At 49.7% G+C, this 26811-nt stretch carries 27 protein-coding genes and 1 riboswitch; of the genes, 2 read left to right on the top strand and 25 right to left on the bottom strand.

Features of this window, described 5'->3' with window-relative positions:
• Positions 1-44 precede the first annotated feature (44 nt).
• Positions 45-659: a TetR/AcrR family transcriptional regulator gene (locus tag KSP24_RS05255; RefSeq protein ID WP_013373502.1), complete on the bottom strand. Its 615-nt coding sequence runs from the start codon at positions 657-659 to the stop codon at positions 45-47.
• A gap of 25 nt (positions 660-684) precedes the next feature.
• Positions 685-2169 (bottom strand): phytoene desaturase family protein, encoded by a 1485-nt coding sequence (locus KSP24_RS05250; protein ID WP_216974628.1) that lies wholly within the window; start codon positions 2167-2169, stop codon positions 685-687.
• Positions 2170-2578: 409 nt separating this feature from the next.
• Here KSP24_RS05250 and KSP24_RS05245 point away from each other — a divergent pair, with 409 nt between their 5' ends.
• Positions 2579-3814 (top strand): PHB depolymerase family esterase, encoded by a 1236-nt coding sequence (locus KSP24_RS05245; protein ID WP_192442887.1) that lies wholly within the window; start codon positions 2579-2581, stop codon positions 3812-3814.
• Between the two features lie 114 nt (positions 3815-3928).
• Here the strand turns inward: KSP24_RS05245 and KSP24_RS05240 are convergent, their stop codons facing one another.
• From KSP24_RS05240 to KSP24_RS05195, 10 genes are all read right to left on the bottom strand, one after another.
• The gene (locus tag KSP24_RS05240; RefSeq protein ID WP_016822819.1) at positions 3929-4036 is read right to left on the bottom strand and encodes a putative metal homeostasis protein; all 108 of its coding nucleotides are present in this window, start codon (positions 4034-4036) and stop codon (positions 3929-3931) included.
• A gap of 241 nt (positions 4037-4277) precedes the next feature.
• Positions 4278-5156 carry a cysteine ABC transporter substrate-binding protein gene (locus KSP24_RS05235; protein ID WP_058711261.1) on the bottom strand — a complete coding sequence of 293 codons (879 nt, stop codon included), beginning with the start codon at positions 5154-5156 and terminating at the stop codon, positions 4278-4280.
• Positions 5157-5174: 18 nt separating this feature from the next.
• Positions 5175-5930, bottom strand: coding sequence for an amino acid ABC transporter ATP-binding protein (locus KSP24_RS05230; RefSeq protein ID WP_025677531.1), 756 nt, complete (start codon positions 5928-5930; stop codon positions 5175-5177).
• 17 nt (positions 5931-5947) lie between these two features.
• Entirely contained in the window at positions 5948-6625 is a 678-nt protein-coding gene (locus tag KSP24_RS05225) for an amino acid ABC transporter permease (protein WP_025677530.1), read from the bottom strand.
• Entirely contained in the window at positions 6606-7271 is a 666-nt protein-coding gene (locus tag KSP24_RS05220) for an amino acid ABC transporter permease (protein ID WP_058711260.1), read from the bottom strand. Before KSP24_RS05220 ends, KSP24_RS05225 begins: the two co-directional genes overlap by 20 nt.
• Before the next feature lie 219 nt (positions 7272-7490).
• On the bottom strand, positions 7491-8939 hold the full coding sequence (locus KSP24_RS05215) for a SulP family inorganic anion transporter (RefSeq protein WP_216974627.1): 1449 nt from the start codon (positions 8937-8939) through the stop codon (positions 7491-7493).
• A gap of 272 nt (positions 8940-9211) precedes the next feature.
• Entirely contained in the window at positions 9212-9784 is a 573-nt protein-coding gene (locus tag KSP24_RS05210) for a hypothetical protein (RefSeq protein ID WP_216974626.1), read from the bottom strand.
• Positions 9785-9807: 23 nt separating this feature from the next.
• Positions 9808-11478, bottom strand: a complete 1671-nt coding sequence (locus KSP24_RS05205; protein WP_040102671.1) for an ABC1 kinase family protein — start codon at positions 11476-11478, stop codon at positions 9808-9810.
• Between the two features lies 1 nt (position 11479).
• Positions 11480-11839: a phasin family protein gene (locus KSP24_RS05200; RefSeq protein ID WP_013373513.1), complete on the bottom strand. Its 360-nt coding sequence runs from the start codon at positions 11837-11839 to the stop codon at positions 11480-11482.
• A gap of 105 nt (positions 11840-11944) precedes the next feature.
• On the bottom strand, positions 11945-12583 hold the full coding sequence (locus KSP24_RS05195) for a ThuA domain-containing protein (protein ID WP_017428602.1): 639 nt from the start codon (positions 12581-12583) through the stop codon (positions 11945-11947).
• A gap of 430 nt (positions 12584-13013) precedes the next feature.
• Between KSP24_RS05195 and KSP24_RS05190 the strand changes: the two genes are divergently transcribed.
• Positions 13014-13463 carry an AbrB/MazE/SpoVT family DNA-binding domain-containing protein gene (locus KSP24_RS05190; protein ID WP_013373515.1) on the top strand — a complete coding sequence of 150 codons (450 nt, stop codon included), beginning with the start codon at positions 13014-13016 and terminating at the stop codon, positions 13461-13463.
• 104 nt (positions 13464-13567) lie between these two features.
• Here the strand turns inward: KSP24_RS05190 and KSP24_RS05185 are convergent, their stop codons facing one another.
• From KSP24_RS05185 to KSP24_RS05125, 13 genes are all read right to left on the bottom strand, one after another.
• Positions 13568-15022: a cobyrinic acid a,c-diamide synthase CobB gene (locus KSP24_RS05185; protein ID WP_216974625.1), complete on the bottom strand. Its 1455-nt coding sequence runs from the start codon at positions 15020-15022 to the stop codon at positions 13568-13570.
• Positions 15015-16103: a cobalt-precorrin 5A hydrolase gene (locus KSP24_RS05180; RefSeq protein ID WP_216974624.1), complete on the bottom strand. Its 1089-nt coding sequence runs from the start codon at positions 16101-16103 to the stop codon at positions 15015-15017. Before KSP24_RS05180 ends, KSP24_RS05185 begins: the two co-directional genes overlap by 8 nt.
• Positions 16096-16890: a precorrin-4 C(11)-methyltransferase gene (gene cobM, locus KSP24_RS05175; protein WP_216974623.1), complete on the bottom strand. Its 795-nt coding sequence runs from the start codon at positions 16888-16890 to the stop codon at positions 16096-16098. The genes KSP24_RS05180 and cobM overlap by 8 nt, the downstream gene beginning before the upstream one ends.
• Positions 16887-17603, bottom strand: a complete 717-nt coding sequence (cobI, locus tag KSP24_RS05170; RefSeq protein ID WP_058711255.1) for a precorrin-2 C(20)-methyltransferase — start codon at positions 17601-17603, stop codon at positions 16887-16889. The genes cobM and cobI overlap by 4 nt, the downstream gene beginning before the upstream one ends.
• A 29-nt stretch (positions 17604-17632) precedes the next feature.
• Positions 17633-18889, bottom strand: coding sequence for a precorrin-6y C5,15-methyltransferase (decarboxylating) subunit CbiE (cbiE, locus tag KSP24_RS05165; protein ID WP_216974622.1), 1257 nt, complete (start codon positions 18887-18889; stop codon positions 17633-17635).
• Positions 18882-20027, bottom strand: coding sequence for a cobalt-precorrin-5B (C(1))-methyltransferase (locus KSP24_RS05160; RefSeq protein ID WP_058711253.1), 1146 nt, complete (start codon positions 20025-20027; stop codon positions 18882-18884). The genes cbiE and KSP24_RS05160 overlap by 8 nt, the downstream gene beginning before the upstream one ends.
• A 74-nt stretch (positions 20028-20101) precedes the next feature.
• Positions 20102-20746 (bottom strand): precorrin-8X methylmutase, encoded by a 645-nt coding sequence (locus KSP24_RS05155; RefSeq protein ID WP_013373522.1) that lies wholly within the window; start codon positions 20744-20746, stop codon positions 20102-20104.
• A gap of 164 nt (positions 20747-20910) precedes the next feature.
• Entirely contained in the window at positions 20911-21690 is a 780-nt protein-coding gene (gene cobK / locus KSP24_RS05150) for a precorrin-6A reductase (protein ID WP_216974621.1), read from the bottom strand.
• The gene (locus KSP24_RS05145; protein WP_216974620.1) at positions 21687-22673 is read right to left on the bottom strand and encodes a sirohydrochlorin chelatase; all 987 of its coding nucleotides are present in this window, start codon (positions 22671-22673) and stop codon (positions 21687-21689) included. The genes cobK and KSP24_RS05145 overlap by 4 nt, the downstream gene beginning before the upstream one ends.
• A 92-nt stretch (positions 22674-22765) precedes the next feature.
• Positions 22766-24562 carry a precorrin-3B C(17)-methyltransferase gene (gene cobJ, locus KSP24_RS05140; RefSeq protein WP_040102665.1) on the bottom strand — a complete coding sequence of 599 codons (1797 nt, stop codon included), beginning with the start codon at positions 24560-24562 and terminating at the stop codon, positions 22766-22768.
• A 123-nt stretch (positions 24563-24685) separates the two neighbouring features.
• Complete coding sequence (locus tag KSP24_RS05135) at positions 24686-24847, bottom strand: hypothetical protein (RefSeq protein ID WP_155252280.1); 162 nt, start codon at positions 24845-24847, stop codon at positions 24686-24688.
• A 22-nt stretch (positions 24848-24869) separates the two neighbouring features.
• Positions 24870-25055, bottom strand: a riboswitch (cobalamin riboswitch).
• Between the two features lie 57 nt (positions 25056-25112).
• Positions 25113-25667, bottom strand: a complete 555-nt coding sequence (locus tag KSP24_RS05130) for an LOG family protein (RefSeq protein WP_016324847.1) — start codon at positions 25665-25667, stop codon at positions 25113-25115.
• A 198-nt stretch (positions 25668-25865) separates the two neighbouring features.
• Positions 25866-26723, bottom strand: coding sequence for a uroporphyrinogen-III synthase (locus KSP24_RS05125; RefSeq protein WP_216974619.1), 858 nt, complete (start codon positions 26721-26723; stop codon positions 25866-25868).
• Positions 26724-26811 lie beyond the last annotated feature (88 nt).

Raw genomic sequence — 26811 nt, 5'->3', positions numbered from 1 at the left:
ACTTGCCTGTACGGGGTGGGAGCACAAAAAAATGAGCCGCTGCATCAGCGGCTTAATCCTCGAAAAAAGGTATCTATAGTAAATGAAATCAATTCATTATTTGCTTTGGCCATAGGAAGCTCAAAATTCAGGAGAAGAGAAGTTAGTCCGTGTAACATACTCCATACGGATCTAGCCATCAGGTGCTCATCCCCTTGAATGATGCCCCCTTCCTCCATAGCGACTTTGAGTCCGCCCTCAAGCAACTCAAACCCTTTAAAACTCCCACTGTCTATAAGGCTAACCGAGCTTACAGATTCAAGGTTGCTGATAAACAGGATGTTGTAGTATTCGGGATTAGCCATGCCAAAACGGACATAAGCATCGGACACTGTTTTCAGTGTGTCCAGAGCGTTCAGTCCGGCTGCCTGTGCTTCATCCACGCGCTGCTGAAGAGCCTTCAGGAACAAAGCATTCCCTTCTAACAGCAGTTCACGAACAACCGCTTCCTTATTGGAGAAATAATGATAAATAGTCGTTGGTGAATATTCGATCTGATCCGCAATTTTACGCATAGAGACCTCGGCATACCCTTGGTTCAAGAAGAGTGATCGGGCGGCCTCAATGATTTTGCGGCGAATCTCACTGCTCTCACGTTCTCGGCGTTTGATATGTTTCATGAATAGATATACGTGCCCTTTCTGCCTATCTCAATTTGGCGGCGATACGATCAGCTTCCATTATACCCGAGTTCATAGCTCCTTGAAACCCGCCCCCAGGCTGTGTCCAGGCCCCTACCAATGACAGACGGTTCACTGCTGATTTGTGCTTCAGTCTGTGTATACCGGACTGCCGCACCGTTTGCGCAAAGCCGTAAACAGCCCCGCCGGGATTAGCGGTATACCGCTGCATTGTGCGTGGTGTGCCCAACTCTGCCACTACCACTTTACTGCTAAAACCAGGGTATAGCTGTTCAAGGCGTTCCAGTATCTGCTGTTTTACTGCTTCTTTTTTGGCTTTATATTCGGGACGTGCGCTAGGCCAGTTCTCCAATCTGTCCAAAAATGTAACGGTGATGACACCCTTTCCCGCTTCATTGAGTGTAGGGTCCATGGCGTTATAATTTGTGAACATCCAGTTGCCTTTCGTATACTGGCCGCTCATCATGACTTCATAATCCGTCTCCGAATCCGGCTCGTTACATAGGATTAAGTCTTCTTCGGTGATCCCAAGCTCGCGAGGCTCGCATGATAGCCCTAGGTATAGCTGAGTAAGAGATGTGCCAGTCTCCATTTTGGTGACAGCCTCCAGTTCACGACGGGCGGCATTATGATTTTCCAGCAGACGACCATAGGTATGATGAGGACTGATACCAGACACAACCCAGTTGGCTTTATATACATCCCCTTTGTTCAGACGAACACCAGCTGCCTTACCACGTTCAAGTATAATTTCAGACACCTGACTGCGCAGGTGAACTTCTCCTCCAGCTGATTGAATAGCTTCGACCAGCGCATTGGACAAGGCCTGTGCACCTCCCTGAATGTAATACGTCCCCTCCAGATGATAGCCCATCCAAGGAATGAAAAAATACAAGGCCGCAAGCCTCTTCGGGGGCAAACCATAATAAGCCCATAGGGCGGTGAAAAATTCCGTGAATCGGTCAGACAAGCCAAACTGGCTTACAGCCTCCCAGGTAGTCATTTGCGTCCAGCGGAAGAAGGTGCCTGCTTTGAGCAGGCCCGCCATCTTACGCCAGGAAGTACGGGAAGAAAAAGCAGAAAAGCCTGCCTCAAAACGGCGAATACCTGCGAAAAGCTTGTCAATGGCTGCTGTCTCAGCAGGAAACATGCCTTTGAGGAGCTGCGTGTACTCCCGCACATCAGATGGGATATCAATGGTCTGTCCTTCCCAGCGAATGGAGTAAGGATGCTTTTTGCGTAGAGGGACGATTTGCTGGTCCACATGGCAGTCCTTTAACATCCGGCCGAAGCTGCCTTCTTCGAGTCCGCCGACGCCGTGCAAGGAGACATCAAAGGTATATCCCTTTCTTGTGAATTCAGTAGCAAAGCCGCCAGCCAAAGTATGACTTTCAAACACAGCTGTCCGGTAACCCAACGCAGAAAGTCTGGCTGCACAAGACAAACCACCCAGCCCGGCACCAATGACAATAACATCATATTGGTTCATGATTTCATCTCCCTTGTTAACGTCGTTATATAAGTTAACAGTGTTAAGTTAAGGAGATTATATACTACCGTATCTCCGTTGAAAAGCTCTATTTTCTTGTTTCCTGCTATAGAACAATGAGCACAATCTTCATATTGCTCAGCACAAGTCACTCATTTGATTTTAGTAGTCTCCCGTTGCGAAGGTAAATATATATTATAAAAACATCCAAAATTGTAGCGCTTTCACTTGTCAGATTCCAAGGAGGATGCTATTCTTCAAGTGGGATTGTTACTGAAAAGGCAAAACCCGAGTACACTTGTGTACCCGGAGTTTGCCTTTTTTTGATTTGTATGAGTTCCACAGCATACAGTCAAGCATCCTGAGCATATAGTAAGCGCTTTAAAAAAACACCAAAGGAGATTATCTTATGCAAAAAAGACGTTTCGCCCTTGTTCTACTATCTTTCGTGCTCTTGCTTACGATCTTTTATCCATCCTCCAGCTCTGCCGCGGCAGCAGCCGATGTTCCAGCACCACAGGCTACTCTGCTTACTCAAGTACAGCCTCTGGGTGAGGTTGTTTCTGCCGTTGTACTGAAATACAGCACCAATATTGACGGAGCATCCCTGTCCACATCCAGCTTTCAGGTTCAATCTGTACTCAATGATGTATACACGGACAGAACCGTGACCGGCGTATATACCAACGATACTGGCGCCATCACCAACCGAAGTACTCATGGCAAATATGTCGTGATCGAGCTGGATACACAGGATAAAAATGCAAGCACTCTCACTTACGATTCCACAAGCGCAGTCAACCGCATCAATCCATTGAACTATTACATTAGCCAAAAGAAAGATATTGCAACTTCAAAGAAAACAGTCATTCCAGCTTCTACACAGACTGTAAAAGCAACCGATAAAGTGACACCCATTGTAGACGATTTCCAAAAAAACACCTTTGAAAATAAAGATGGCTTCAAACTGAACTACTTTACATTTGAACCTAAAGTAGAGCCTGGCAAAACCTACCCATTGGTTGTATTCCTACACGGAAACGGCGAACGTGGTGATGGAAATGGAGTCAACCTGTTAGCAAATGCTGGTGCTGTCACTTGGGCTTCCCCTGAGCAGCAAGCCAAACACCCATCCTTCGTCATCGCTCCTCAAAGCCCAATTGACCTGGAGCACAAATTTATTTGGGCAGATGAACCACGCAACAGCGCTGTTGCCGATTTGGTACGTGAAACGGCCTTGAAATATCCGATCGACACCAACCGCATCTATATCGTAGGTATTTCTCAAGGTGCCATGGGGACATGGAGATTGTTAGAAAAAAATCTTGATCTGTTCGCTGCGGGCGTGCCGATTGCCGGTCTGACCAACTATGAAAAAGCTGTGAACATGTATGCCCCTGTTGACCCTGCACACGTTGAAGTGTTGAAAAACGTTCCGATTTGGGCTTTTCATGCTGCAGACGATACGACAGTAAGTCCTAAGAACTCGGAAGAAATGGTTGCTGCCATTAAAGTACAGAGCGGAAACCTCATTCACTTCACTGAATACGAAGCAGGGATTATCAAACCTACAGGACACTTTTCCTGGGTTCCGGCTCTACAAAATCAGGACATGATTGAATGGCTATTTGCACAAAAGAAATAAAAAAAGGGCACCTGCCTTCCTGTGTACCACCATCAGGAAAGCAGGTGCAATATCAAAACGAGGAGACTAAAAATTTTGACACTGGTATTGCATTTGCAGTTAACTTGAAGCTTGTTACTTCGCGCGCTTCGCAGCTTTGATCGTTCTCAAAGCCCGTCTGCGCGTTACCTTGTTCGGACTGCTGAGCTGTCTTCTGGCAGTAGCCACATCCGTTTTAGCCATGTGTAAAGCACCATCCTATTCACTTAGGCTCATATTGGGAGTTTGTGCCTAAAGACTTAAATGATAATGAGAATCATAATCATTTAAAATTATATAATGAAATCTACTAGCATGCAAGAGCATTTGGGGAAGTATGTGCCTCGATTAAGTAGTTGCCAGTGCTCCCTTTTCCCCATATGAAAGAAGCGTTGGGACAGCAAGCCCAACGCTTCTTTATGCTTAATAGCAACTTATACGATGATTAATTCACCTTTCCGCCCTCTACAACCAATTGATCCGTAAAGCCTTCTCCGTAAACAGAGGTCAGTGTGTCCTTATAGGCTTTATGGACAAAATTTTCCTTGCCCAACGTAGCCAGCTCGTTGTTGATCCAGTCCAACAGTTCCTTATTTCCCTTCGCTACTGCGGGAGCAATCGTATCTTGACCACCGAAGGCTGGAATGCTTACAGTGAAGCCGGGATTGGCCTTGGCCCAAGCGATCAGCTCTGTATTATCGTTGGCAATGGCGGCACCGCGTTTGTCTTTGAGAGCCGAGAAAATTTCGGTGTATTGATCGAATTTGAGCAGCTTGATGTCAGGATAATTTTTTGTAAAATAGGTCTCTGCCGTCGTTCCCTTGGCAACAATCAGCTTTTGATCCGATCCCTTCAATTGGTCAATCGTGGTGATTGGAGCGCTGTCGGGTGACACAATGCCAAAGGATAATTTCATATAAGGGTTAGCAAAATCGACTTTTTCTTTACGCTCATCGGTCACAGTAAAGTTAGCCATGATGATATCTACCTTGTTGGATTCCAAATAGGCAACCCGGCTGGCAGCATCCACCAGGACGAATTCCACCTTGGACTCGTCGCCCAAGAGATCTTTGGCAAAACGTTTCGCAATATACACATCAAAGCCCTGATTTTTCCCTTCTGAATCTACGTAGCCAAACGGCGGCTTATCCGCAAAAACACCAATTCGAATCTTGCCATTCTTTTTAATGTCCTCAATTGAAGCAAATTTAGCCGAACCCGAACTACTACCGTTGGTATTACCAGCCCCTGCACATCCTGCCAAGCCGATGAGCAGCAAGCTCAAAGCCAGTAATAACGTTGTGAACTTCATTCCTTTTCTCATCTGTATTCATCCCCCTGTTTATATCGTTTCGTACTGAAATATATCCAGAAAGTGCTGGGCACGCTCTGTTTCCGGTTGTGTGAAAAATTGCTGTGGTGTAGTCATTTCACATATCTGTCCTTGATCCATAAAAACGATACGATCTCCTACCGACTTGGCAAATCCCATTTCATGCGTCACGATAATCATCGTCATCCCCTGTTGGGCCAACTCCCGCATAACATCCAGCACCTCTCGGACCATTTCCGGGTCCAAGGATGCGGTGACCTCATCAAAAAGCATAATTTCAGGGTTCATACACAGGGCGCGCACAATCGCAATCCGTTGCTTTTGCCCGCCTGATAATTGTCTCGGATACGCATCCTTGCGATCCAGCAGACCGACTCGCTCCAATAGCTGCTCCGCTTGCGCAAGCGCCTCTTGCCTGTTTCGCCGCTGAACTTTAAGCGGACCAAGCAATATATTTTCCAAGACGGTCATATGCGGAAACAGCTCATAGTTTTGGAACACCATTCCGATATGCTGCCGCACCTCACGCCAATTCACTTTTGTATCCGTCAGATCCTGTCCTCTGTAACGGATATCTCCGCCCTGGACCGGCTCCAGACCATTGAGACATCGAAGAAGCGTACTTTTTCCACATCCCGAAGGACCGAGAATGACCACCACTTCCCCTTTCCTTACGTCCAGACTAATCTGCTGCAGCACTTTTCGGTCGCCGAAGCTTTTGTCCAGTTCTCGAATTTCCAATAAAACCTCCTCAGCCTCTCCCATGACACCACCCCATCCTGCTAATTTTGCCATCTGCGTTCAAATCTTTTGGAAAGTCTGGATAACGGATAGCATACAAGAAAATACAATATAAAAATAAAACCATACACCCAAAAGGATGCCGAAGGCGCTTTGATTACACCTAGCTCAATAATCTGCTGTCCAACCTTCACCACTTCCACTACACCGATCAGCACCACTAATGATGTGGTTTTGATCATCCGTGTCGCCAGATTAATAGAACCCGGAAGCATTCGGCGCACCGCTTGGGGAATGAGCACATGACGGTATAATTGCCAATAGGTCAGCCCCAGTGCCTGCCCGGACTCCACCTGATGCTTAGGCAGTGATTCCAGCGCACCACGAACAATATCACCAATCTCGGCTGCTCCCCACAGGCTGAATACGATAACTGCTGTCAATTCCCCGCTGATATTCACATTCAGCAAAGGCGTAAATCCAAAATACACGACATACAACCACACCAAAATCGGAATAATGCGGAATGTCTCCAAATAGAATCTCAGCACAAATCGAATCGGTTTTGATTGTAAGGTGCGCAGCAGACCCATCAAAATGCCTAGCAGGGTACCGATAATAATGGAAAGTAATGCAATCTCCAGCGTAACGAGCAATCCTCCTAATAGACGCTCAAAATTCGAACCCTCAAAAAGCACATTAATCCCCGAACTCAGCATATCGCACCTTCCTTTCCACCCACGTCAGCAGCATCGACAAAGGTAAAAGCAGAATGAGATATGCCAATACCAGCAGAATCAACGATTCTGTCGTTTTGTAGTACATACCGATCAGGTCCTTTGCCACATTCATCAGATCTAGTAAAGCAATGGCACCCACAATGGAAGTCTCCTTGAGCAGAAAGATTGCATTGGCTCCCAAGGACGGAATACTGATAGCAAATGCCTGCGGCAAAATAACATATCTCGCCAATTGTATCTTGGACAGTCCGAGGCTCAGCCCGGATTCCGTTTGCGTTTTACTCACGGCTTCGATTCCACCACGGAAGGCCTCAGCCATGTAGCCACCACCCAAAAAGGTCATACCCACAACCGCACATGTCATTTCGCTCATATGCAGGCCTATTTTGGTAAAGCCGTAGTACAAAAAATATAACTGTACAAGCAGCGGCGTATTACGGGAAAGCTCGATATAGGCTACAATAATTCCGCTAATTCCTCTCACCCTGTAATACAGCACGATGCTGCACAGCAAACCGACGACTAGTGAAAAAAGAATAGCAAAAAAGGCAATCTTTAACGTCAGCCACATGGCTTCTCCATATAGCGGCAAGCTTTCTACAATAAACTCCCAGTCTAAGTTCATATGCGTATACCTTTCAATTTTCAATTATTCCTATGTATTTGCTTTGCTTAATAACAATGATTGTATTCCTGCCCATTTATTACGTCAATACTTTGATGAAAATTTGTCATATTTATCTATGATTAAGAAAGAAAACCGTTATTTTTTTCAGAAATAAATAAAAAAAAGCCCAAAATGGATAAGTTCCATTTTAGGCTCTGCTTTATGCTATATGATTCATCACATGATCGGCTCTGTAACTACAGGACCACCGAGCTTCTCCACAATTAAACGGCTTTCCTCATTTAACCCTTGCAGGGTAATAGTTTTACCTGAGTTTCTGTATTTTTGCAGCACCTTGCCAATGGCAGTAACCGCCGAGTGATCCCACACATGTGAATGGCTAAAGTCGACTACAACGCGCTCCGGATCATGTGAAGGCTCAAAATGATCAACAAAATGAGTCGTTGAGGCGAAAAACATCGGCCCCCTGACATGGTACACCTTTGCTTCATGATCCTCAGTCGTACTGATACGGATTTTAGCCATTTTCCAGCCAAAATGCAGGGCACTCAACAGTACACCTACGATCACACCCTTGGACAAATCATGCGTAGCCACCACGATAATGACCGTGATTACCATAATAAACGTATCTGCTTTGGGTACCTTGGCGATGTTTCGAAGTGACTTCCAATCTACGGTTCCGATACACACCATGAACATGACTCCCACCAATGCGCCCATAGGCACTTCCTTTACAACACCACCAAGCACGAGCAGCAGAAAGGCCAAGAACACCCCGGCCGTGAAAGTGGATAGACGTCCTCTTCCGCCTGAGCTGACATTAATGACGGATTGTCCAATCATAGCACAGCCACCCATACCCCCAAAAAAGCCATTTACAAAGTTGGCAATCCCTTGCCCACGGGCTTCCCGGTTTTTATTGCTTTTCGTTTCGGTCATTTCATCCAAAATACTGGCTGTCAGCAGTGATTCCAGCAGTCCAACTAGCGCCATCGTAAAGGAATACGGCAGCAAAATCCGCAACGTGTGCCACGACCACTCAATTTGTGGCAAATGGAATGAGGGCAGCGAGCTGGTTAGCGTACCGATATCTCCTACCGTTTTGACATTCAATCCAAATACATACGTAATGATCGTCATGATAATAATTGCTGTCAATGGAGCGGGAACGCTTTTCACAAACCTCGGTAAAATATACACAATGAGCAATGTTCCCGCTACCATCGCGTACATGATCCAATTCGCTCCATGAAAGTGGGTGAGCTGCGCCATAAAGACGAGGATCGCCAGCGCATTCACAAACCCGGTCATGACCGGCTGCGAAATAAAGCTTATAAAGCGACCTATTTTCAAAACACCCAGCAGCACCTGAATGATCCCAGCCAAAATAGTAGCTGCAAATAAATATTCCACGCCATAATCCTTGACCAGACCCACAACCAGTACAGATACAGCCCCGGTTGCTGCCGAGATCATCGCCGGACGTCCGCCTGCAAAAGAAATGACAATGGCCATCGAGATGGAGGCATACAGTCCGACCATGGGGTTGACACCTGCAATGATTGAGAAGGCAATCGCCTCCGGAATCAATGCCAGCGCCACAGTCATGCCCGCAAGTATATCAGCCCGGATATTACCGAACCATTGTTGTTTAAGATTCATACTGTTTCGTTCCAGCCTCCTATATTCACAGAGAACAGCATCTTGACCTGCAACCCGATATTGCTTTGGGCATCCGTCCAGCGGTCAATCGCCAAGGCTCTCCTATCATTCAGCTCGTCTCTCTCAAACGAACCCGTTCCGTTACATCCAGTCCATCATTATAACGCAAGGGAATTGTAGAGACGAATGAGCTAAAAGGCTGTTTACAGAAAGAAAATATCTCTTTACTTGAAATATCGCCCGTTTTCTTTATCTGGTTCGTTTTCTTATATTTAAAATTTTCGCAATTGCTGCACAAGCTGTGATAGGGATTCAGCAATCTCAGAGTCTGCATAGCGCTGGAGCAAGCTCTCAAAATCAGGGAGCGCTTGCTTTAGTAACCGACAGCTATAGTCATAATAGCTCCAAAAAGCTACCGGATCATAGCCACGTGCTTCTTCCTCTTCCCACTCCAGTTCATCTTCTTCTGGATCACTGTCTGCCGGCCATAAATATTTCTCATCTAGCAGCATGGTCAAGGATTCCACAGACACCTGTGAGTCCGCTTGTAGATTTTCTATGTCCAATGCTTGAACAACCGTATGGTACAACTCCAACTCACTCAGCGTGATATCCTCCGGTCTTCTCGCATGCATATTCCGCAATAAGAATAGTAGCGCCCATGGGGTAACCTGCCACAATGTACCTTGATGTTCTATCAGATCAGCGATGGCTGCATACTCCCCATTGGATATTAAATGAGGCAAGTCCGTCCCCCTACCATAAGGAGTAGTCAGGCGGTGCCACGGTACATCTGTAATTTCAAGAGTATTCATTAAGGCTGTGTTCATCTTATGAGTATCCATGACGCCTCCTTTGTAGTCGGTATCTAGAATCTTCCTGATTTAAAAATAGAATATAGTAAAAAGGCAACCATTAAGAGCGCTACGACAAAACCAATTTCAATCGCAGGTACGTTCCACAGCATGGTCGCCTGATGATTTAGTGATGAACCGATAATCAGTCCGACCATAATGATGCTGAACGCTAACAGCACAATACTGAATGACAAGCGATTGCTGATCTGATCTAGCTTGCGCAAAAGCTGTTCCAGCTCTGGTACGGTAACTTCCAGTTTAAGCTTACCCTTGCTGATAATTGAGGTCAGATGCCTCGTCTGTCTCGGCAGTTCCATCAGCGTCTCCACCAGCTCGGTCGCACCACCCAACAGCTTGCCCCGAATCCGACGACCGCTGAAGCGTTCCTTCAGCAGCTTGTTGCCAAAAGGCTCGGCCAAAGCAATAATACTGAGATCGGGGTCCAAATGCTCTACGACCCCTTCCAGTGTCAGCAGCGCTTTGCCAAGCAGCAGGACATCCGATGGCAAACCAATCCGATGGCGCTGTGCTGCGCCAAACAGGTCGTTCAAGGCATCGCCAATGCTGACTTGTGAGAAAGGAACGTCCGAGTAATCTTCGCGTATTTTGTCCAGATCAGCTCGCAGCGCATTCAGGTCAGCATCCGGGTCGACCAGCCCCAGTCGTTCGATGGCCCGAACCATAGCATCGGTATTTTTGCGCATCAGGGCGATCATGAGGGAAGCGAGATGATTCTTCATCTCTTCGCTCAGCCTACCCGCCATGCCAAAATCCAAGTAGGCGAGACTTCCATTTCTCAGGACAAGCAAATTGCCCGGATGGGGATCGGCATGAAAAAAGCCCTCTATAAAAATTTGATGCAGCATGCTGTTGACCAGCCGCTGCGCCAGTTCTTTCAAGTTGTAACCACGGTGTAATAACTCTTCACGACTCCCCAAGTGAGTCCCGTCCAGAAACTCCATGGTCAGTATACGTGAGGAGGTATGATCCCAGTATATTTTCGGAATATAGATATGTGGGTCCTGCTCAAATTGGAGCGCAATCTTCTCTGTGTTACGGGCTTCATGGTTGTAATCCAGCTCCTGAATGAGCGATCTCCCCAGCTCTTCCACCATCTGGCGAAGCTGATAACGCTCCACCCATTCCCAGCGCTTGGCTGCCATTGCGGTCAGTTCCCGTAAAATGTCCAAATCCCGCCGGATGATGCGATTAACGCCTGGACGCTGGATTTTAATGGCGACCATTTCGCCGCTGTGCAGCTTGCCCAGGTGCACTTGCCCGATCGAAGCAGCCGCCAGCGGATCATCGTCAAAACGAACCAGTATGTTCTCTAATGACGTATCCAGCTCCTGTTCCAGAATGCCACGCGCTGTTTCAGGCGAAAAAGGCGGTACCTGATCCTGGAGCTTGACCAGTTCGCGAATAATAGGCTCTGGCAGCAGGTCAGCACGTGTACTTGCCAACTGTCCAAGCTTGATGAATGCAGGCCCCAGGTCCTCCAGCACAAGCCGAATCCGTTCACCTAGCGTTTTCGACTCGGGGGTTTCTCTCGTCAGCCACTTGCGGGGCAGGGATAGCAGCTGGAACAGTCCCATTTCTTCCACCATATAACCAAAGCCATGACGCGCCAGCGCCATGGCAATTTCCCGGTAACGACCGGCGTGCTTCATGCGAACGGCCATTTTAATCCAACCGGTTCGCTTCTTCAGCGTCACTCGAACCCGTAAGCGCCGCCTTTTCTTTTTCCAGCTCCGCTACCTGTTTTTCCAACAATGCCACACGCTGCTCCAAACTTGTGACATCATTTTCGGTAGGCACTTCCAGTTCCTGCAAAATGCGGCTAACCTGCTCGCGGATCATGGTTTTGAATTGTCCCTGCTCCTCTGCTCCTCGTTCGATCAGACGATCGACCAGCGCTTTGGATTCCGAGGGCGCAAGTTCTCCCCGATTTACAAGATCCTCGACGGCTTTCTCCACCTTTTCTTTGCTGACAACGGTGAGGCCCCACCCCAATGAGATGGCTTTTTTGAACAAATCGCTCATAATATATCCTCCCCTACCTGTGATTACCTATAGTATAACCTGAAAAGGGGAGCCGCATAAAGCTCGCAGCTCCCCTCCCATAATGGTTGGAATGAATGATTATACTTAACCCGGAAAGCGTCCGGCCCACTTAGCAGCCTGAAGCAGCAGCTTACGGTATCCCTCGTGCTGGAAACTTGGCTGATTATGTCCAGGCATCAGGTAGACGACCCGGCCCAAGCCATAGGACAATGACCATGCAGCCGGCCACCACTGACCTTCATACTCGTATTCCATCAACAGTGTTTTTTCGGTGAATGGGTCAAAATCAAAACGATACGGCTCCTCCTGAATCTCGAACGGCTCGATCCCTTCCATAATTGGATGATCCGGCTCTGTTACCTTGAAGGAAAGCTGCTCCGCTGCCGGATGCCGCAGGAAGCGCGCTCCCATGAGCTGTGCTATTTCATAACGTCCTTGCAATGTGATTCCGTTATGCAGCACAAGCAGTCCACCTCCGCCGCTGACGTAGGACAGCAGTCCTGCTGTTTGTTGAGGAGACAGAACCTCCTTACGGCTATCACAATACGAGATGCATAGATCGAATGAGGCTAGATTTTCCTTGAGCAGCATTTTACGATTTTCACTGCATTGTACCGTCATCCAATCTTGTAAAATATGGCTAATCTCTTCGTCCACCCCTTGTAGCGGATGAAACTCTGGATATGAATAATCTCCTAGCAGCAATGCTTTTCTTTTTTCCATCATAAATCCTCCTTGCCTGACTTGTATATAAGGACTTTAAAGGCGGGTCCCGTGCCAACGGTCTCTTGTTTGTGGGGTCAAAAAGCTCTAAAAAATTCCTTTGGCCCTCATCTTTTTCCCATAACACCGCCATCGTTGTCCAAGCTACGGCATATATAAATAATTCTACAGACGGCCTATTAAATCCTTTAGCAGAAGATTATAGCATATATGTTCGCTCGGAATAAACTAATTATAAATTTATAAACATGAACGCTGGCGATTCCGCCCGTTTATGGTATACTCGTAAGAAAAAAAGTGCGTCCATGCTTTATTAGCAATGAGGGGCCGCTTTTCGTAAGAAATCTATGCTTGCGGTTATAGAATTGATAAGAATTGCCTCAAAGCTTATACATTCTATAAATCTTAAAACACTGGGGAGGTTGCATGAATGAAAAGGACTGGAATGACCCGGCCCTTGGACAGCTTGGGACGAATTGTGCTTCCTAAAGAGTTGCGCATGACGATGGAGATTGACATCGGCGATCCATTAGAGTTTTTTATTGAAGGCCAAACACTCATGCTCCGTAAGTACAAATCAACCAATTGTATATTTTGCGGTTCGGTTGATACCAACACCTATTTTAAAGATCAGTTTATCTGCGATGCATGTGCCACCTCGATGAAAACCGAAGATTTACTTCCAGTCACAGCGACTGAAACCCAGTCACCTCCACTGAAGCAAAACATGCATATGAAAAAGATTTATCAGCGCACGGATGTTATTTTGGAGAAAATGAGAGAGCTTATGGAAGAACATCCGGCATCTTCACAAAAACAACTCGCTTCCATGCTTGGCGTGAGTCAGGGAAGGATTTCCCAACTGAAAAAGCTTATGTAGGCGAATCGTCCAAAAAACAATGTATACGCTTCCATGTTATGTAAGATTTAATTCACTTTATTTAGAACAGCCGGACCCTTATAGGGACCCGGCTTTTTTGTGTTTTAGTGGTAAGCCCGACATTTTTCAACCCAGCGTGCTGCTGCCTTGGGTAGAGAAGCGAGATGAATGTGTGTGTAGGCTGCCAAAAGGTTCCCTTTGGCATAACCTTCACTCTGAAGTCCGCGCATCCCCTTGGTTTGATAGGCAAAGGGATAGGGGGCGGCAGATTCATCATAGCTCATGACCGAATAATGAAATTCATGTCCACGAATCGTCTCTCCAGCCTCCAGCAGCAAGCAATCTTGCAATGCGGTTGCTTCCCGGTATCCCAATGCAGCCCGCTTCTCCTGCATGCGAACGTCCGAAGGGATAACCCCGGCCATGTGATGGGCGTGACCCGCACGATCCGTAAGCGTCCGGGCCAGTACCATATAACCACCGCACTCCGCGAATACAGGCATATCCTGGCTCACTGCGTTGCGGATATCTTGCAGAAATCCTGTATTGGCAGCGATATCTGCCGCAAACTCCTCAGGAAAGCCGCCACCCAGATATAGGCCGTTGGCGTGCTCAGGGACGCGTTCTCCCGCCAGCGGACTAAAGTAGACGATCTCTGCTCCCGCATAGCGCAGCAAATCCATATTTTCCGGGTAGTAAAAATTGAACGCCGCATCTCTGGCGACAGCAATGACGGGACGTTCCCCAGTCTCGGCTTCATGCCCTGCTGTTGGAAGCCGATCCGGAGGAAATAATGGATGCTCGGGCAGCCTGAGCGGCGGAGCCGAATCCGCCAATGTCCGCAGTGCATCCAGATCCGTACCCGCGCGAATCAGCTCTGCCGCCCGTTGGAAAAGCGGCTCCAGCTCGCCGCGTTCTACAGCAGGCACCAGGCCCAGATGACGCTCAGGAATATCCAGCCCGTCATCGCGCTTTAACCAGCCGAGCACAGGAATGCCGCACTCTTGCTCGATCGCCTTTTTGACAATGCCGTAATGCCCCTGGCTACCGCAGCGGTTCACAATTACGCCCACAATGCGCAGCTTGGGCTCCAAGCGCTGAAAGCCAAGCACAATAGCGGCCGCGCTGCGGGCCATGCTGCGCACGTCGACGACCAGCAATACCGGGCTATCCGTCAGTATGGCAATTTCGGCGGTGGACCCGATATTGCTGAGCGGGTCCTTGCCGTCATATAGCCCCATGACGCCTTCAATCACGCAGAGATCTGCACCTTCGGATGCGCGGATAAAGGTTTCACGCACCGTATCCGGTGAGGTCATCCAGGAGTCGAGATTACGGGAAGGCGTTCCGGTCGCGGCCGTATGATAGGTCGGATCAATATAATCCGGACCACACTTAAATCCCTGCACTCGCAAGCCGCTATCGGCGAACGCCTTCATCAGCCCGAGGGTCACCGTGGTTTTGCCCGCACCACTGCCCGTACCAGCAACAACGATACGACTTCTGCGCGCAACGGCAGACAGATCAGGCTGAACAGCCTGCTTCATACCGTCAGTCATAGGAAACCCGTGCTACAGACAACGTCATATTGCCGCTTTTTTTCTTCTCCAGCAGCCAATGGTCTGCACCGGAGGACAACAGGGCCGCTGGTTCGCTGACTCCATATGCGCCGGTGTATTTAAAAACGGTATCCGATGGATTGGGAAGCTGCACCGTGTTCAGCTCTGACGGGGTGTAAGTCACCAGCTCCCAGCCGTATTTGGCGCAGAGGGCAAGCAAACCTCCTTCATCCTTTTTCAGATCAATCGTAGCCATATTCCGTACGCTTTTTACAGACAAACGCAGCTCTTGCAAGGTGTCCAGCACACCAGCCTCCAGCTCCTCCAAAGCAGTTCCCCGGTTGCAGCCAATGCCAATCACCAAGCTTTTTGGGCGGTACAGCACGCCATTAGAAAGAAACCTCTCCTCTTCCTCAGGCTCCAACAAGCGGTCACTCACGACCAACACGGCGTTGAACGGTTCTTGTAACGCTTCTGCCATCGAGGCATATACCTTGATATGCGCAGGTACAGGCTTGTCATAACGCCACCAGTTCCGTTCGCCTGTCTCTTGTATGAAGGCAACAGGCTCTTCGTTCACAACAGCGGCGCTTACAGGAGTAGCCTTATCGAAGCTATCGACTACCCAGCCCAATTCCCGACCCAACATGTCCACCGGAATCGTCCCCTGCACATCCGATGCAGTCGTGATTACCGCACGTGCGCCCAGTACAGCAGCTATATGACGGGTCAATTCATTCGCACCACCCAAATGCCCAGACAGTACGCTAATAACATGTTCTCCGCGATCATCAATGACGACCACGGCGGGGTCTACCTTTTTATCCACCAAAATCGGTGCAATCATACGAACCACCGCACCGAGGGAAATAAATAAAATGATACCGTTATATTGTTTGAATAAATCCGGCAAGATCAGCTTGACCGAACCCTCGAACAATTGAATACCACGCTCCTGCTCGTCACCACGTTCAAACTTGGACATGTAATACACATCCGTACCCGGAAAGCTGGCTCCCAAATTGCGGGCCATCTCGACTCCATGCTTCGTGATCGCCACAGCGGCAAATGGATTACTCACCAGGCTTCACTCCCTTCCGGTAGCCGTGGGTGAATGACTTATCATACAGCTTGGAACGATGTGCGTCCTTGTCCACTAGCCCCGGGTCGAGCGCCCAACCTGCCAAAATCATGGCATGCATCGTAATGCCCGCTGCGCGCAGATCGGCTGGCAATTGGGCAAGCGTCGTGCGCACGATCTTTTGGTCCGGCCAGGTTGCACGCTGCACAACTGCTACAGGCGTGTCCTCGCTCCAGCCAGCCGCCAGAAACTCAACGACTACCTTCTTCGCCAGCGTTGCACTCAGGAATAGCGCCACTGTACAGTGATGAGATGCCAGATCACGCAGCTTTTCTCGATCCGGTACAGGTGTACGGCCTTCGGCACGCGTCAGAATAACCGTCTGCGTCAGATCAGGCACAGTTAGCTCTGCACCCAGCACAGCCGCAGAAGCAAAGACCGAGCTGACGCCGGGTACGATTTCATAGGCTACGCCGCGCTGCTTCAGCAGCACCATTTGCTCCAAAATCGCACCGTATACTGCTGGATCACCTGTATGTACGCGGGCTACACTGCGCCCCGCCTGCACAGCCTCGCTCATAATCTCAATCTGCCGTTCCAGATCCATGCCTGAACTCTGCAGTACCTGCGCCTCCGGCTTGGCCGTAGCAATCAGCTCATCGTTCACAAGTGAATCCGTGTATAACACCACATCTGCCGTGCGCAGAATCCGTGAGCCTTTGACCGTAATCAACTCCGGGTCGCCAGGACCTGCTCCTACGATATATACTTTTGGCTCCAACGTCATTTGCTCACCACCATTAAACTCAAATATTCAAGCTCCTGTCCCCGCAGCTCACGGGCGTTACGCCATACCATTTCATAAGGTGAAGTGACTTTGGTAATGACAGATGCACGATCCCCGAGGTTGAGCCCGTCCAGTACATCCAAAATCAAATCCAGTACCTTGGCAACCTTGATAAATACAACCGTATCGTGATTCTCAATGGCCCGCTTCATCGCTTCCCGATCATCCGTAGCCGGAATAATACCGACCTGCTGATCTCCGTCTGCCAAAGGCAATTCCAGGGCTGCCGCTGCTCCCAATACAGAAGAGATGCCCGGAATAGATACAATCGGCACCTCGGGATGAAGATCCTTCATCAGACGCGCCAAGTGAATAAAGGTGCTGTACAGATTAGGGTCTCCTTCTGTGACAAAGGCTACATCCTTTCCTTGACTCAGAGCCTCCCAGCAAGCAACCACCGTTTTGTTCCACTCCCGCTCCAGTACAACCGGGTCCTTGGTCATTGGAAAAATGAGTCCCAACATCTCCTTTTCCTCCGGGTTAACGTATAATTCCACAATCTCGTGAGCATACGATTTGCCTCCCCGGCGCTTCTTCGGATAAGCCACAACTGCACATTCCTGAATCATGCGGTACGCCTTGACCGTAATCAGCTCGGGATCACCCGGCCCCACACCTACGCCGTAAAGTGTTCCTGTTGCCGCCGTATTCATGCTGTCTCTCCCCCTCTTGATTTACCAGCTTACTCCCCTGTTGCTCCGTCAGCCACGTCCACCGACGGCTGCCCTGTAATGACATATATTGGATTGAGTCCGTCAAAACGAGTCATATTTAAAATCGGCTTGCTACGCGCTGTTTGCAGCAACGTCACCGAGGTTTCGAGTCCTGCTGATTGCATCGCCTTCATACCGTCATGCAGCGTCTCAATGGTTGCAGCATTCACTACAATTCGTCCATCCTTACGCAGACGCGAAGCACACAGACGAATCAGTTCTGCCAGTTCTCCTCCGCTCCCGCCAATAAACACGGCATCCGGGTCTGGCAGCTCGTCCAACCCGGCTGGCGCTTTGGCATGGATCACTGGAAAATCAGTACGGAACTTGATCTTGTTCGCTTCCACATTGGCCAAATCGCCTTCATTCTTCTCAATGGCGAATACCTGCCCGTACTTGGCCAGCCGGGCACATTCCACAGCTACAGAACCTGAGCCTGCGCCGATGTCCCATACGATGCTTCGCTCGGTCAGTCGCAGCTCGGACAAGCTGAATACGCGCACTTCACGCTTCGTGATCAATCCTTTTTCCGGCTTGCGCTGGTGAAATTCCGCATCCTCGAAGCCAAATCCCCGGCGAATCGCTGGTACGTCTTCCCCCTTACGGCGGCGCAAAACAACCACGTTCAGGGGTTGGAAGGTTCCCTGCGACATCTCCTTCAGCGTATAATGACGATATACCTCATCCGGTCCTCCCAAATGCTCGCCGACAAAGGCATCATATTCCGTCATGCCAAAATGCAGCAGATAAGCGGCAACCGCGGCGGGATGATTGCGGTCGTCCGTCAGCAGCGCGATCTTGTTCTGTCCGTCGATCCGCTGCGCTAATCCGGTCATCGGACGGCCGTGTACACTTTCCAACACCGCATCCTGCCAGCTTTCACCAAGACGCGCAAACGCCAGTTGAACCGAGCTGAGATGAGGTAAAATATCCAGGTGCTCAGCCCCCAGCTTGGCAGACAAATAGCCTGCAATGCCAAAAAAAAGCGGATCTCCTGACGCAAGCACGACAATATCCTTGTGCTCACGCAACCGTCCCAATTCTTCCACCACGGTGGATAAGCCGCTCTTTAATGTTCGTTTTTCTCCTGCGGCTGCCTCAAAAAAGGCTAGCTGGCGCTCACCACCAACCAGCAGGTCGGCACGCTCAATTTGTTCCAGCGTCTCCTGCGACAGACCTGCCGTTCCATTTTCACCGATACCAATGACACGAATCACTCTACTCACCGACTCTCGCCCTCCCCAGCACGTTCCCTTTCATCGTTACCAGTACCATTTCTACGGTGATTCCACCACCTGCATGCTCCAGGCAATGCTGACACCCATAGGTACATAACTTTTCAAAAAAGCTCAGCGCATTCGCTTCGGTCATCATATCCGCTACCTGCGTAGCTGTATTCGCCTCAGCTACTGCCGTTGCAAGCGACTCGTCCACACCTGCCTCACGCGCAACCTCGGCTAAAAATCCAAAATCCACCGGAGCGCTCTTGGAGTGAACCATCATGACGCCCTGAGCAATCTTCGACAGCTTGCCAGGCATACCGACGAGAATAATTTTTTTCATTCCTAATCGTTTACCATGCTTGACTGCAAAGCCGACAAAGTCACCCATCTGAATAAAGGCTTCTTCCGTCAGCTGATCATACATTTGCATTGCATATTTTTCACTGCTGCCGCCTGTGGTCAGGACAATTTCCCCGCAGTTCATCGCTTGTGCAACCGATATAGCCTGCACCACGCTGGCTTTATAAGCAGACGTGGAAAACGGAACAACCACACCGCGTGTACCTAGTATGGAAATACCGCCAAGAATGCCAAGCCGTCCGTTCAGCGTTTTCTTGGCGATTTCTTCACCGTCCGGCACACTGATAACGACACGGACACCTTTGGCCGATCCGTGCTCCTCAAGCACGCCAGATACGGCTTCCGTAATCATCCGGCGCGGCACTGGATTGATCGCTGCTTCCCCGACAGGCACAGGCAGACCTGGCTTCGTTACCCGCCCTACTCCGACGCCGCCGTCCAGCTCAATACCCGGCTCCTCCCGCCAGCTAACAGAGGCGCTAATTCTCGCCTGATGCGTGGCATCCGGGTCATCGCCACCGTCCTTGATCGTCGTGCAGGAAGCTTCGTCCGCATCCAACACAGGCTCGATCAGCTCAAACGCATGATCGAAGCCCGCGGGCAGCGATATCACCGCTTCCTTCGGCGGAATGCCCGTAATGAGCAGTTGTACCGCTCCTTTGGCTACTGCAGCCGCACAAGCCCCCGTCGTAAAGCCTGACCGCATCGGCTTGTCCGGCGTGGGAGCTTCACCACTTTTCATCCGTTTGGGCCTGTCGGCGGACGCCGCTTCCTTTTCCATGCCAATTCCTCCTTAACCTCTTCTGCTAATCATGCTCTAATTCATTTCATGATACAGCAAACGGACAACCGCATCTAGCGGACAGCCATTAAGGAGATCGCATTCAATGCCGCTACGACAATCGTACTTCCGCCCTTGCGTCCAATATTCGTAATGAACGGAATATCCAGCTTGCGCAGCTCATCCTTGGATTCTGCCGCCGATACAAAACCTACGGGCATACCAATTACCAGTCCGGGCTTAGCCGCTCCTTCTTTCACCAAACGAATCAGCTCCAGCAACGCTGTAGGCGCATTGCCAATCGCATAGATTCCACCTTCGCCCGCCTGAATCGCTTTGCGCATGGAAATAATGGCGCGCGTCGTGTTCAGCCTTTTGGCTTCTTCCATCACGTCCGGGTCAGATATGTACACATGAACATCCCCGCCAAATTGACGGATGCGATCCTTGCTCAGCCCCGCCTGAATCATCTGCACATCTGCCACCACCGGCTGCCCTGCGCGAATAGCTGCAATTCCGGCTTCAATGGCTTTCGGATGAAATACCATGCTGCGGCCCAACTCAAAATCAGCAGATGCATGAATGACACGCTGTACAACAGGATATTGCTCTGCTGTAAATGGATGCTCTCCCAATTCCTCTGTGATCATCGCGAAGCTTTTACCCTCAATCTCCTGCGGCTGTACCGTTAGCGGTTTAAAATCTGTTTTAAAGTCCATGGTATCGACCACTCCCTTATGGAAAATTAGTTTAGGAAAAATAACTGCTCGTGTATTGAAATAACAGATATTTCTATTAAAACACGTATTTTAAGATGACTATATTTTAGATACATGCCAGCCGTCGTTCTGGATTAACTGAACCTGTAGGAACTTGACTCAACTCAAATTGAAATCTTCCCGGTTGCTGTGCGCAGTGCATCAATTACTCCGTCGAAATGATCAAATACCGTTCCAAATTCCACTTCCGGTCTGGAAATTAAAATGACGTGGATACCCAGGTCCAGAGCAGATTGAACCTTCTCATCCACTGCTCCTGTGCGTCCGCTTTCCTTGGTGACCATCACGGTCGTACCAAAGTGCTTGTACAATGCTTCGTTCAGCTCACGGGAAAAGGGTCCCTGCATAGCAATAATATTTTTTTGCTCCATCCCCAGTTCGCCACATTTCTCCATATTGTCCAGACGCGGCAGCATACGTGCAACCAGACGAATCCCCGGATCTCCGAGTAAATGCTTGGTGAACGTGCCAAGCGTCTTACTGCCCGTCGTAAGCATGACAGAGCCTTTGAGTTGCTTCGCTTCTAATGCCGCTTCTCCATAGGAAGGAACGATATGGAGCAACGGATGATTGTCATACACTAGTCCCGTCCGCTCGTAGCGGATATAAGGAACCCCCGACTCGCGAGCGGCTGCCATCGCATTCGCATGTGCTTCCTCTGCAAAAGGATGACTGGCATCAACAACAGCCTTTATCCCCTTCTCCCGAATCATTGCACCCATTTCGTCGGCTGTCATTCGGCCTGTACGCACGTCCAGTCCTGCTTCGGACAAGCTGGCCGCCGCGCTTTCGGTTACGACCGAAGTCAATACATTAAAGCCAATGTCACGAATTTGCAGCGCCAATTCCCGTGCATCGCTCGTTCCACACAGCATGAAAATCATGAGCCATTCACCTGCCCGGTTACGTTCACTACAGACGGCGTATGTGAATGATCGTGATCATGGTCATTATGGCTGTGAGCATGGACATGATCGTGATCATGGTGGTGATGGTGGTCGTGGTCATGGTCGTGGTGATGATGGTGATGCTCCTGAGCTTCCAGACGGAACTGGCAGTTATCACAATTAGCCGTAACCTTACCGAACAAGCCTTCATTAGCTCGCTCCAGCACCAGCTCAACCAATTGAGGATGGAAGCCAAAATATCCGCCCATTTCCACTTGTAATGCAGGGTGAGCCTCAGCAAATTCCTGGGTCATTTCTTCGATGCGCTTAATCAGCACCCCCGTGAACAGAAAATACGGAAGCACGATAATCTTTTTGGCACCCAGTCGTACGCAACGCTCCAAGCCATCGGGAAAAGAAGGCTGCGTCACACCGATAAAGCTGCTTTCTATCCATGTATAAGAAAGCTTCTCCCACAGCATACGGGTGATTTTGAAAAAGTCACTGTTCGCATCTGGATCGCTACTTCCGCGTCCTAATACAAGTACCGCTGCCTCTTCGTTGGATACCTCGGCAGATGCCTCCACCGTGCTATGCATCCCCGCTGGAACGGCAACCGGACGGGTCTCTTTCAAGCGGTCCAGCAGTATGCTAACGATTTTCTCGTGAACGCCAATCGGGCGTCCGTATACAAATTCCACCTGCGGATATTTTGTCTTTGCCCGATCAATAGCCATCGGGATATCAATTTTGGCGTGCACTGCTGCGAATAAAATAATTGGAATAAGAACAACACGTGTCGCCCCTTTCTCCACACATGCCTGTACTCCTTCGGCAATACTAGGGCGTGCCAACTCTAGGAAACAGGTTTCTACACACGTACCTGGCGCCCGATCTGCCACCGCCTGTGCAAATTCCAGTAGTTCCTGATTACCCTCTGGGTCCCGACTTCCATGTCCAACCAACAATATTGCATCCACTGCTGTTTGTTCCTCCTCATTTATAGGGATAGTCTACATACGCCCTATTTTATATATATGCTTGTATCCGGTTCATCAAGCCTACCAACCGACTAATCACCACAAACCGCGTTCACTTCTACTGTTGCCGGTGCATCTTCATGCCGGAAACCCGCAACGATGCCTACACGTTTGAAAAACTTATGAAAACGCTCGTTCGGATGCCCTTTTTCCTTGTATTCAGCGATAATATTCTCCACGATGTCCGTAATCTGATCACCCGGAATTCCTTCCGCTACGGGCTGAGCGGCATGAGCATTACGGCCAAATTTTTTGCCGCCGAGGAAAAGATCATATCCTCCCTTGCGGTAGACAATTCCGATATCCTCCAGTACCGCTCCATAGCAGGCCATGCCGCATCCGTTCAAAGCAATGCTCGTTTCCTTGGGTGCCTGTAATCCGCCAAGTACAACCTGTAGGTGCTCAGCCACAGGCACTGCGTCATCTTTCTCCATATTGCAGAAGTCGCATGCCTTGACCTTAAACACATCGCCGATTGGCATGACAATGAATCGTTCATCCCGCAACTGTCCGACTAGTTCCTCGGGGTCTGCGCACGGCACGCGCAGCACGATCTGATGATCTGGCGTGTATTCCAGCTCGCCATCATCACCTGCTACCTCGGCGAGCAGTGCCATCTGCCGAGCAGTGAACTTCTTGTTTCCCACGCCCGGGGAAACCCCCACCTCAAACAGCGCAGGCTTGCCAAAGCCGCCTGGTGCCTTCCCAGCCGCAGCCGTCGTTGCCGTTCCAACGGCGCTCTGGGCGGTAGGCGCTTGCCCGCTCCAGCGAGCGTTGGCTTCGCCTGGCAGCTTGCCGCCAACAGCAAGACGACCGAGCGCCTCTGCTGCCAGCGATGCTGGGGTCGCCCCGGTTTGCTTCGCAGGCGGCACCTGTACAGCAGCCATCGCTTGCGGGCGTGCCTGCGTGGCAACCGCAGCACCGCTCGCGGAAGGCCCGGTAGGCGCAGTCAGAGCTCCGCCTCCCTGCGGTGCATCTAGCGCGCGATCCTCTTGCGCGCCCAGCGACCACGGCTCCGCTTCCGTGCGAAGCCGCTGATGCGGTTTAAGCACCTGTTCGGTCGCGTCCAGCGTGTATTTACGCTGATAGCCGCGCGGAGTCACGATTAAGCCGTCATACACTGTCGTCGAGGAATTGCCGATGATTACGGTCGTCAGCATCCCGATATCATGGTTCAGCATATCTTCCAGCGTCGTCACAATAACCTGCTGACGTTCACGATAAGCACTCTTCACCAGCCCAACCGGAGTCTGCGGATCACGGTAACGAAGCAAAATGGACTGCGTCTCCACAATCTGTCGGGTACGCCGACCACTACGCGGGTTGTATAATGCAATCACAAAATCAGCCGAAGCCGCAGCTTCTACACGCTTCACGATTGTTTCCCATGGGGTCAGATGATCACTCAGACTGATCGTGCAAGCATCATGCATAACTGGCGCTCCCAACAACGAAGCACAGGATTGAATAGCCGAGATCCCCGGCACAACCTCCACCTCAACCCCGTCCTCGCGACGCCAGCCTTTTTGCATCAGCACTTCGTACACTAGCCCTGCCATGCCATAGACCCCAGCATCTCCACTGGAAATGACGGCTACCTTCTTGCCCATCTCTGCTTGGCGAACCGCCTCCTGTGCACGGCTCACTTCCTCTGTCATTCCTGTGCGTACAATCTCCTGTCCATTCAACAAGGGACGGATCAAATCAACGTAGGTATTGTAGCCGATAATGACCTCACTTTCGGCCAGCGCATCCAACGCACGTTTTGTGATATGTTCCATATCTCCTGGTCCAAATCCAATCACCAGCAATTTTCCTAATGGGCTCATCGTGCTCCTCCTATCATCCTTTTCAGGGCAGCTATACTATCTATTTCAATAATTTGTGGTATCCTGTAACTCGAAAAAACCCCATCCTGCCCGGATGGGGTTCCTATGTACGTATCTCTCTCATCAGACGAAACAGCGTAAGAGGACAGTCTTGTCTTCCTCCAGCCTGCCGTTGTTTTCCATCTGTTTTGTTTGCGCTTCAAACGCTGCTGCACGTTCATATCCACGCAAACCTGTACCAACATGGAAAAAGCAACGTGTGCCTGATTTCCTGATTTCGTACACCCATCCTCTCCGCGAAGGTTAACGGTGCATACAGATCAAGGTAGGTCTCCTGGCTTGGCATCAACGGATTCTTTCGTCTTCCCCGTTTTGTACGAGTGACCATTTAAAAGAATCCTCTTCCTTACAGTGGCGGGACCGCTCGGGACTTGCACCCGATTCCCTGTTACCCTTTGCTCAACCGCAAAGGCACCTTGTCTGTCCGCTATTTGATTATGGGTCTTATCATAACCTTGCCTCAATCAGTTGTGCAAGCACGAAAAAAGCTTTATTTCAAGTTCTCTGCCTTATTTTTCAGCATATGCAGCAATTCATCCGGGTCCGCAGAGATACTCAGTAGTGCTGGATGATCAGCTCCGGTAAACCCTTCCTGCACGCTATGACGTACCATTTCTATCAACGGGTCAAAATATCCATTCACATTCAGCAGCCCAATGGGCTTGCGATGTATGCCAATTTGCGCCCAGCACAATACCTCGAACAGCTCCTCAAAGGTTCCCAACCCACCCGGAAGGGCTATAAACGCATCAGCCATCTCACTCATCGCCGCTTTACGTTCATGCATGCTTGCTACCTCAATAAACTCGGTAACTCCCTGATGAATGATCTCTGCATCGAATAACAGGGTGGGCATAATGCCGGTGACCTGACCGTCACCCGCCAGCAGTTCATCCGCTACTTTACCCATCAGCCCCCTGCTGGAGCCACCATAAATTAGACGGATATGCTGGCGAGCCATAGCTTCACCCAGCTTGCCTGCCGCCTCAACATATACCGATGAATGTCCAGGTCTGGACCCTGCAAATACACAAATAGAATTCATAAACGTCTCAGCTCCTGTCCTCAATATCATGCATCGAAACTTATTCATTATATTAGATAAATATTTTCGCTATAACAAAAAACTTTGTCGATGCATGTCCAACAAAAAAAGATAAAGACCTTGTAGGCCCTTATCTCTATTTTACTCTGTATTCGTAAATATAAGTTCATTTTAGCTTACTGCATTATCATTTCTAGCTCATTTCAAATGACCGTTCACGCTCTTCAGACCACAGCCATGCACCGAATCACTATGTTCAAAATATTTGCCCAGCTCCACCATCATCGCACCCATGCGCTCTTCAGTTGGAAACACGACTCGTTCAATCCCTTCTTCCAAAATGGATTGTGCGGTCACCTTGCCTACCGAAACAGCAATTACATCTTCACGAAAAGCTTCCAGTAAATCCTCAAATCGATTTTGCTCTCTGGCATATTGGGCCAAAAATCGGATTTGCGGGCCACTCGTGAACGTAACGGCATCAATCGTACGGTTTATAACATCATCTAGTAACGCCTGCAATTTTGCTTCTTCAGGTGGGATATGCTTATAAGGAAGTACTTGGCGGGTCACTGCGCCCTGCTCATCCAGCCACTCTACCAACCGGGGGGCCGGGTCTCCATGCAGTTGCAACAGCACTTCCTTCCCCTTCAGATCATATGGGGCAAAGGCCCGTGTCAATCCGATCAAACTTCCGTCCTCGTCCCGTACTGCTGGCGTAAAGCCACGCTTTTTGAGTCCATTGACCGTCTTGTAGCCCCGTGCTGCAATGTTGGAGGATTGCAGCAGCTCTATAATCTGCTCGGCCACACCCATATCCTCCGCCATATCGAACAGAGCATCCAGTCCCATACCGGTCGTGAAGATGTACCAGTCCGGAGGGTTCTTCACCCATGATACAACGGCGTTGCGCAGCTCGATATCATCTAGAAAAACAGTCCCCTGGGCCGGACGCTCTATTGGCTCGCCCCCCATCTTCATAACTAGCAGCGCCATTTCTTCTGCTTTACGGGGACCGGCAAGAGCGACTCTCTTACCTGCCATACGTTGTGCCATGCTGTTGCCTCCCTTGTAGAAGTCGTATTTCTTTCTACCAAGTATACAATCAGAGAGGCAAAAGACAAATAAGAATTACTTTTTCGAT

It is taken from the genome of Paenibacillus sp. AK121, assembly GCF_019042715.1.
Taxonomy (GTDB): Bacteria; Bacillota; Bacilli; order Paenibacillales; family Paenibacillaceae; genus Paenibacillus; species Paenibacillus polymyxa_C.
This window is presented reverse-complemented; position numbering and strand designations above follow the sequence as displayed.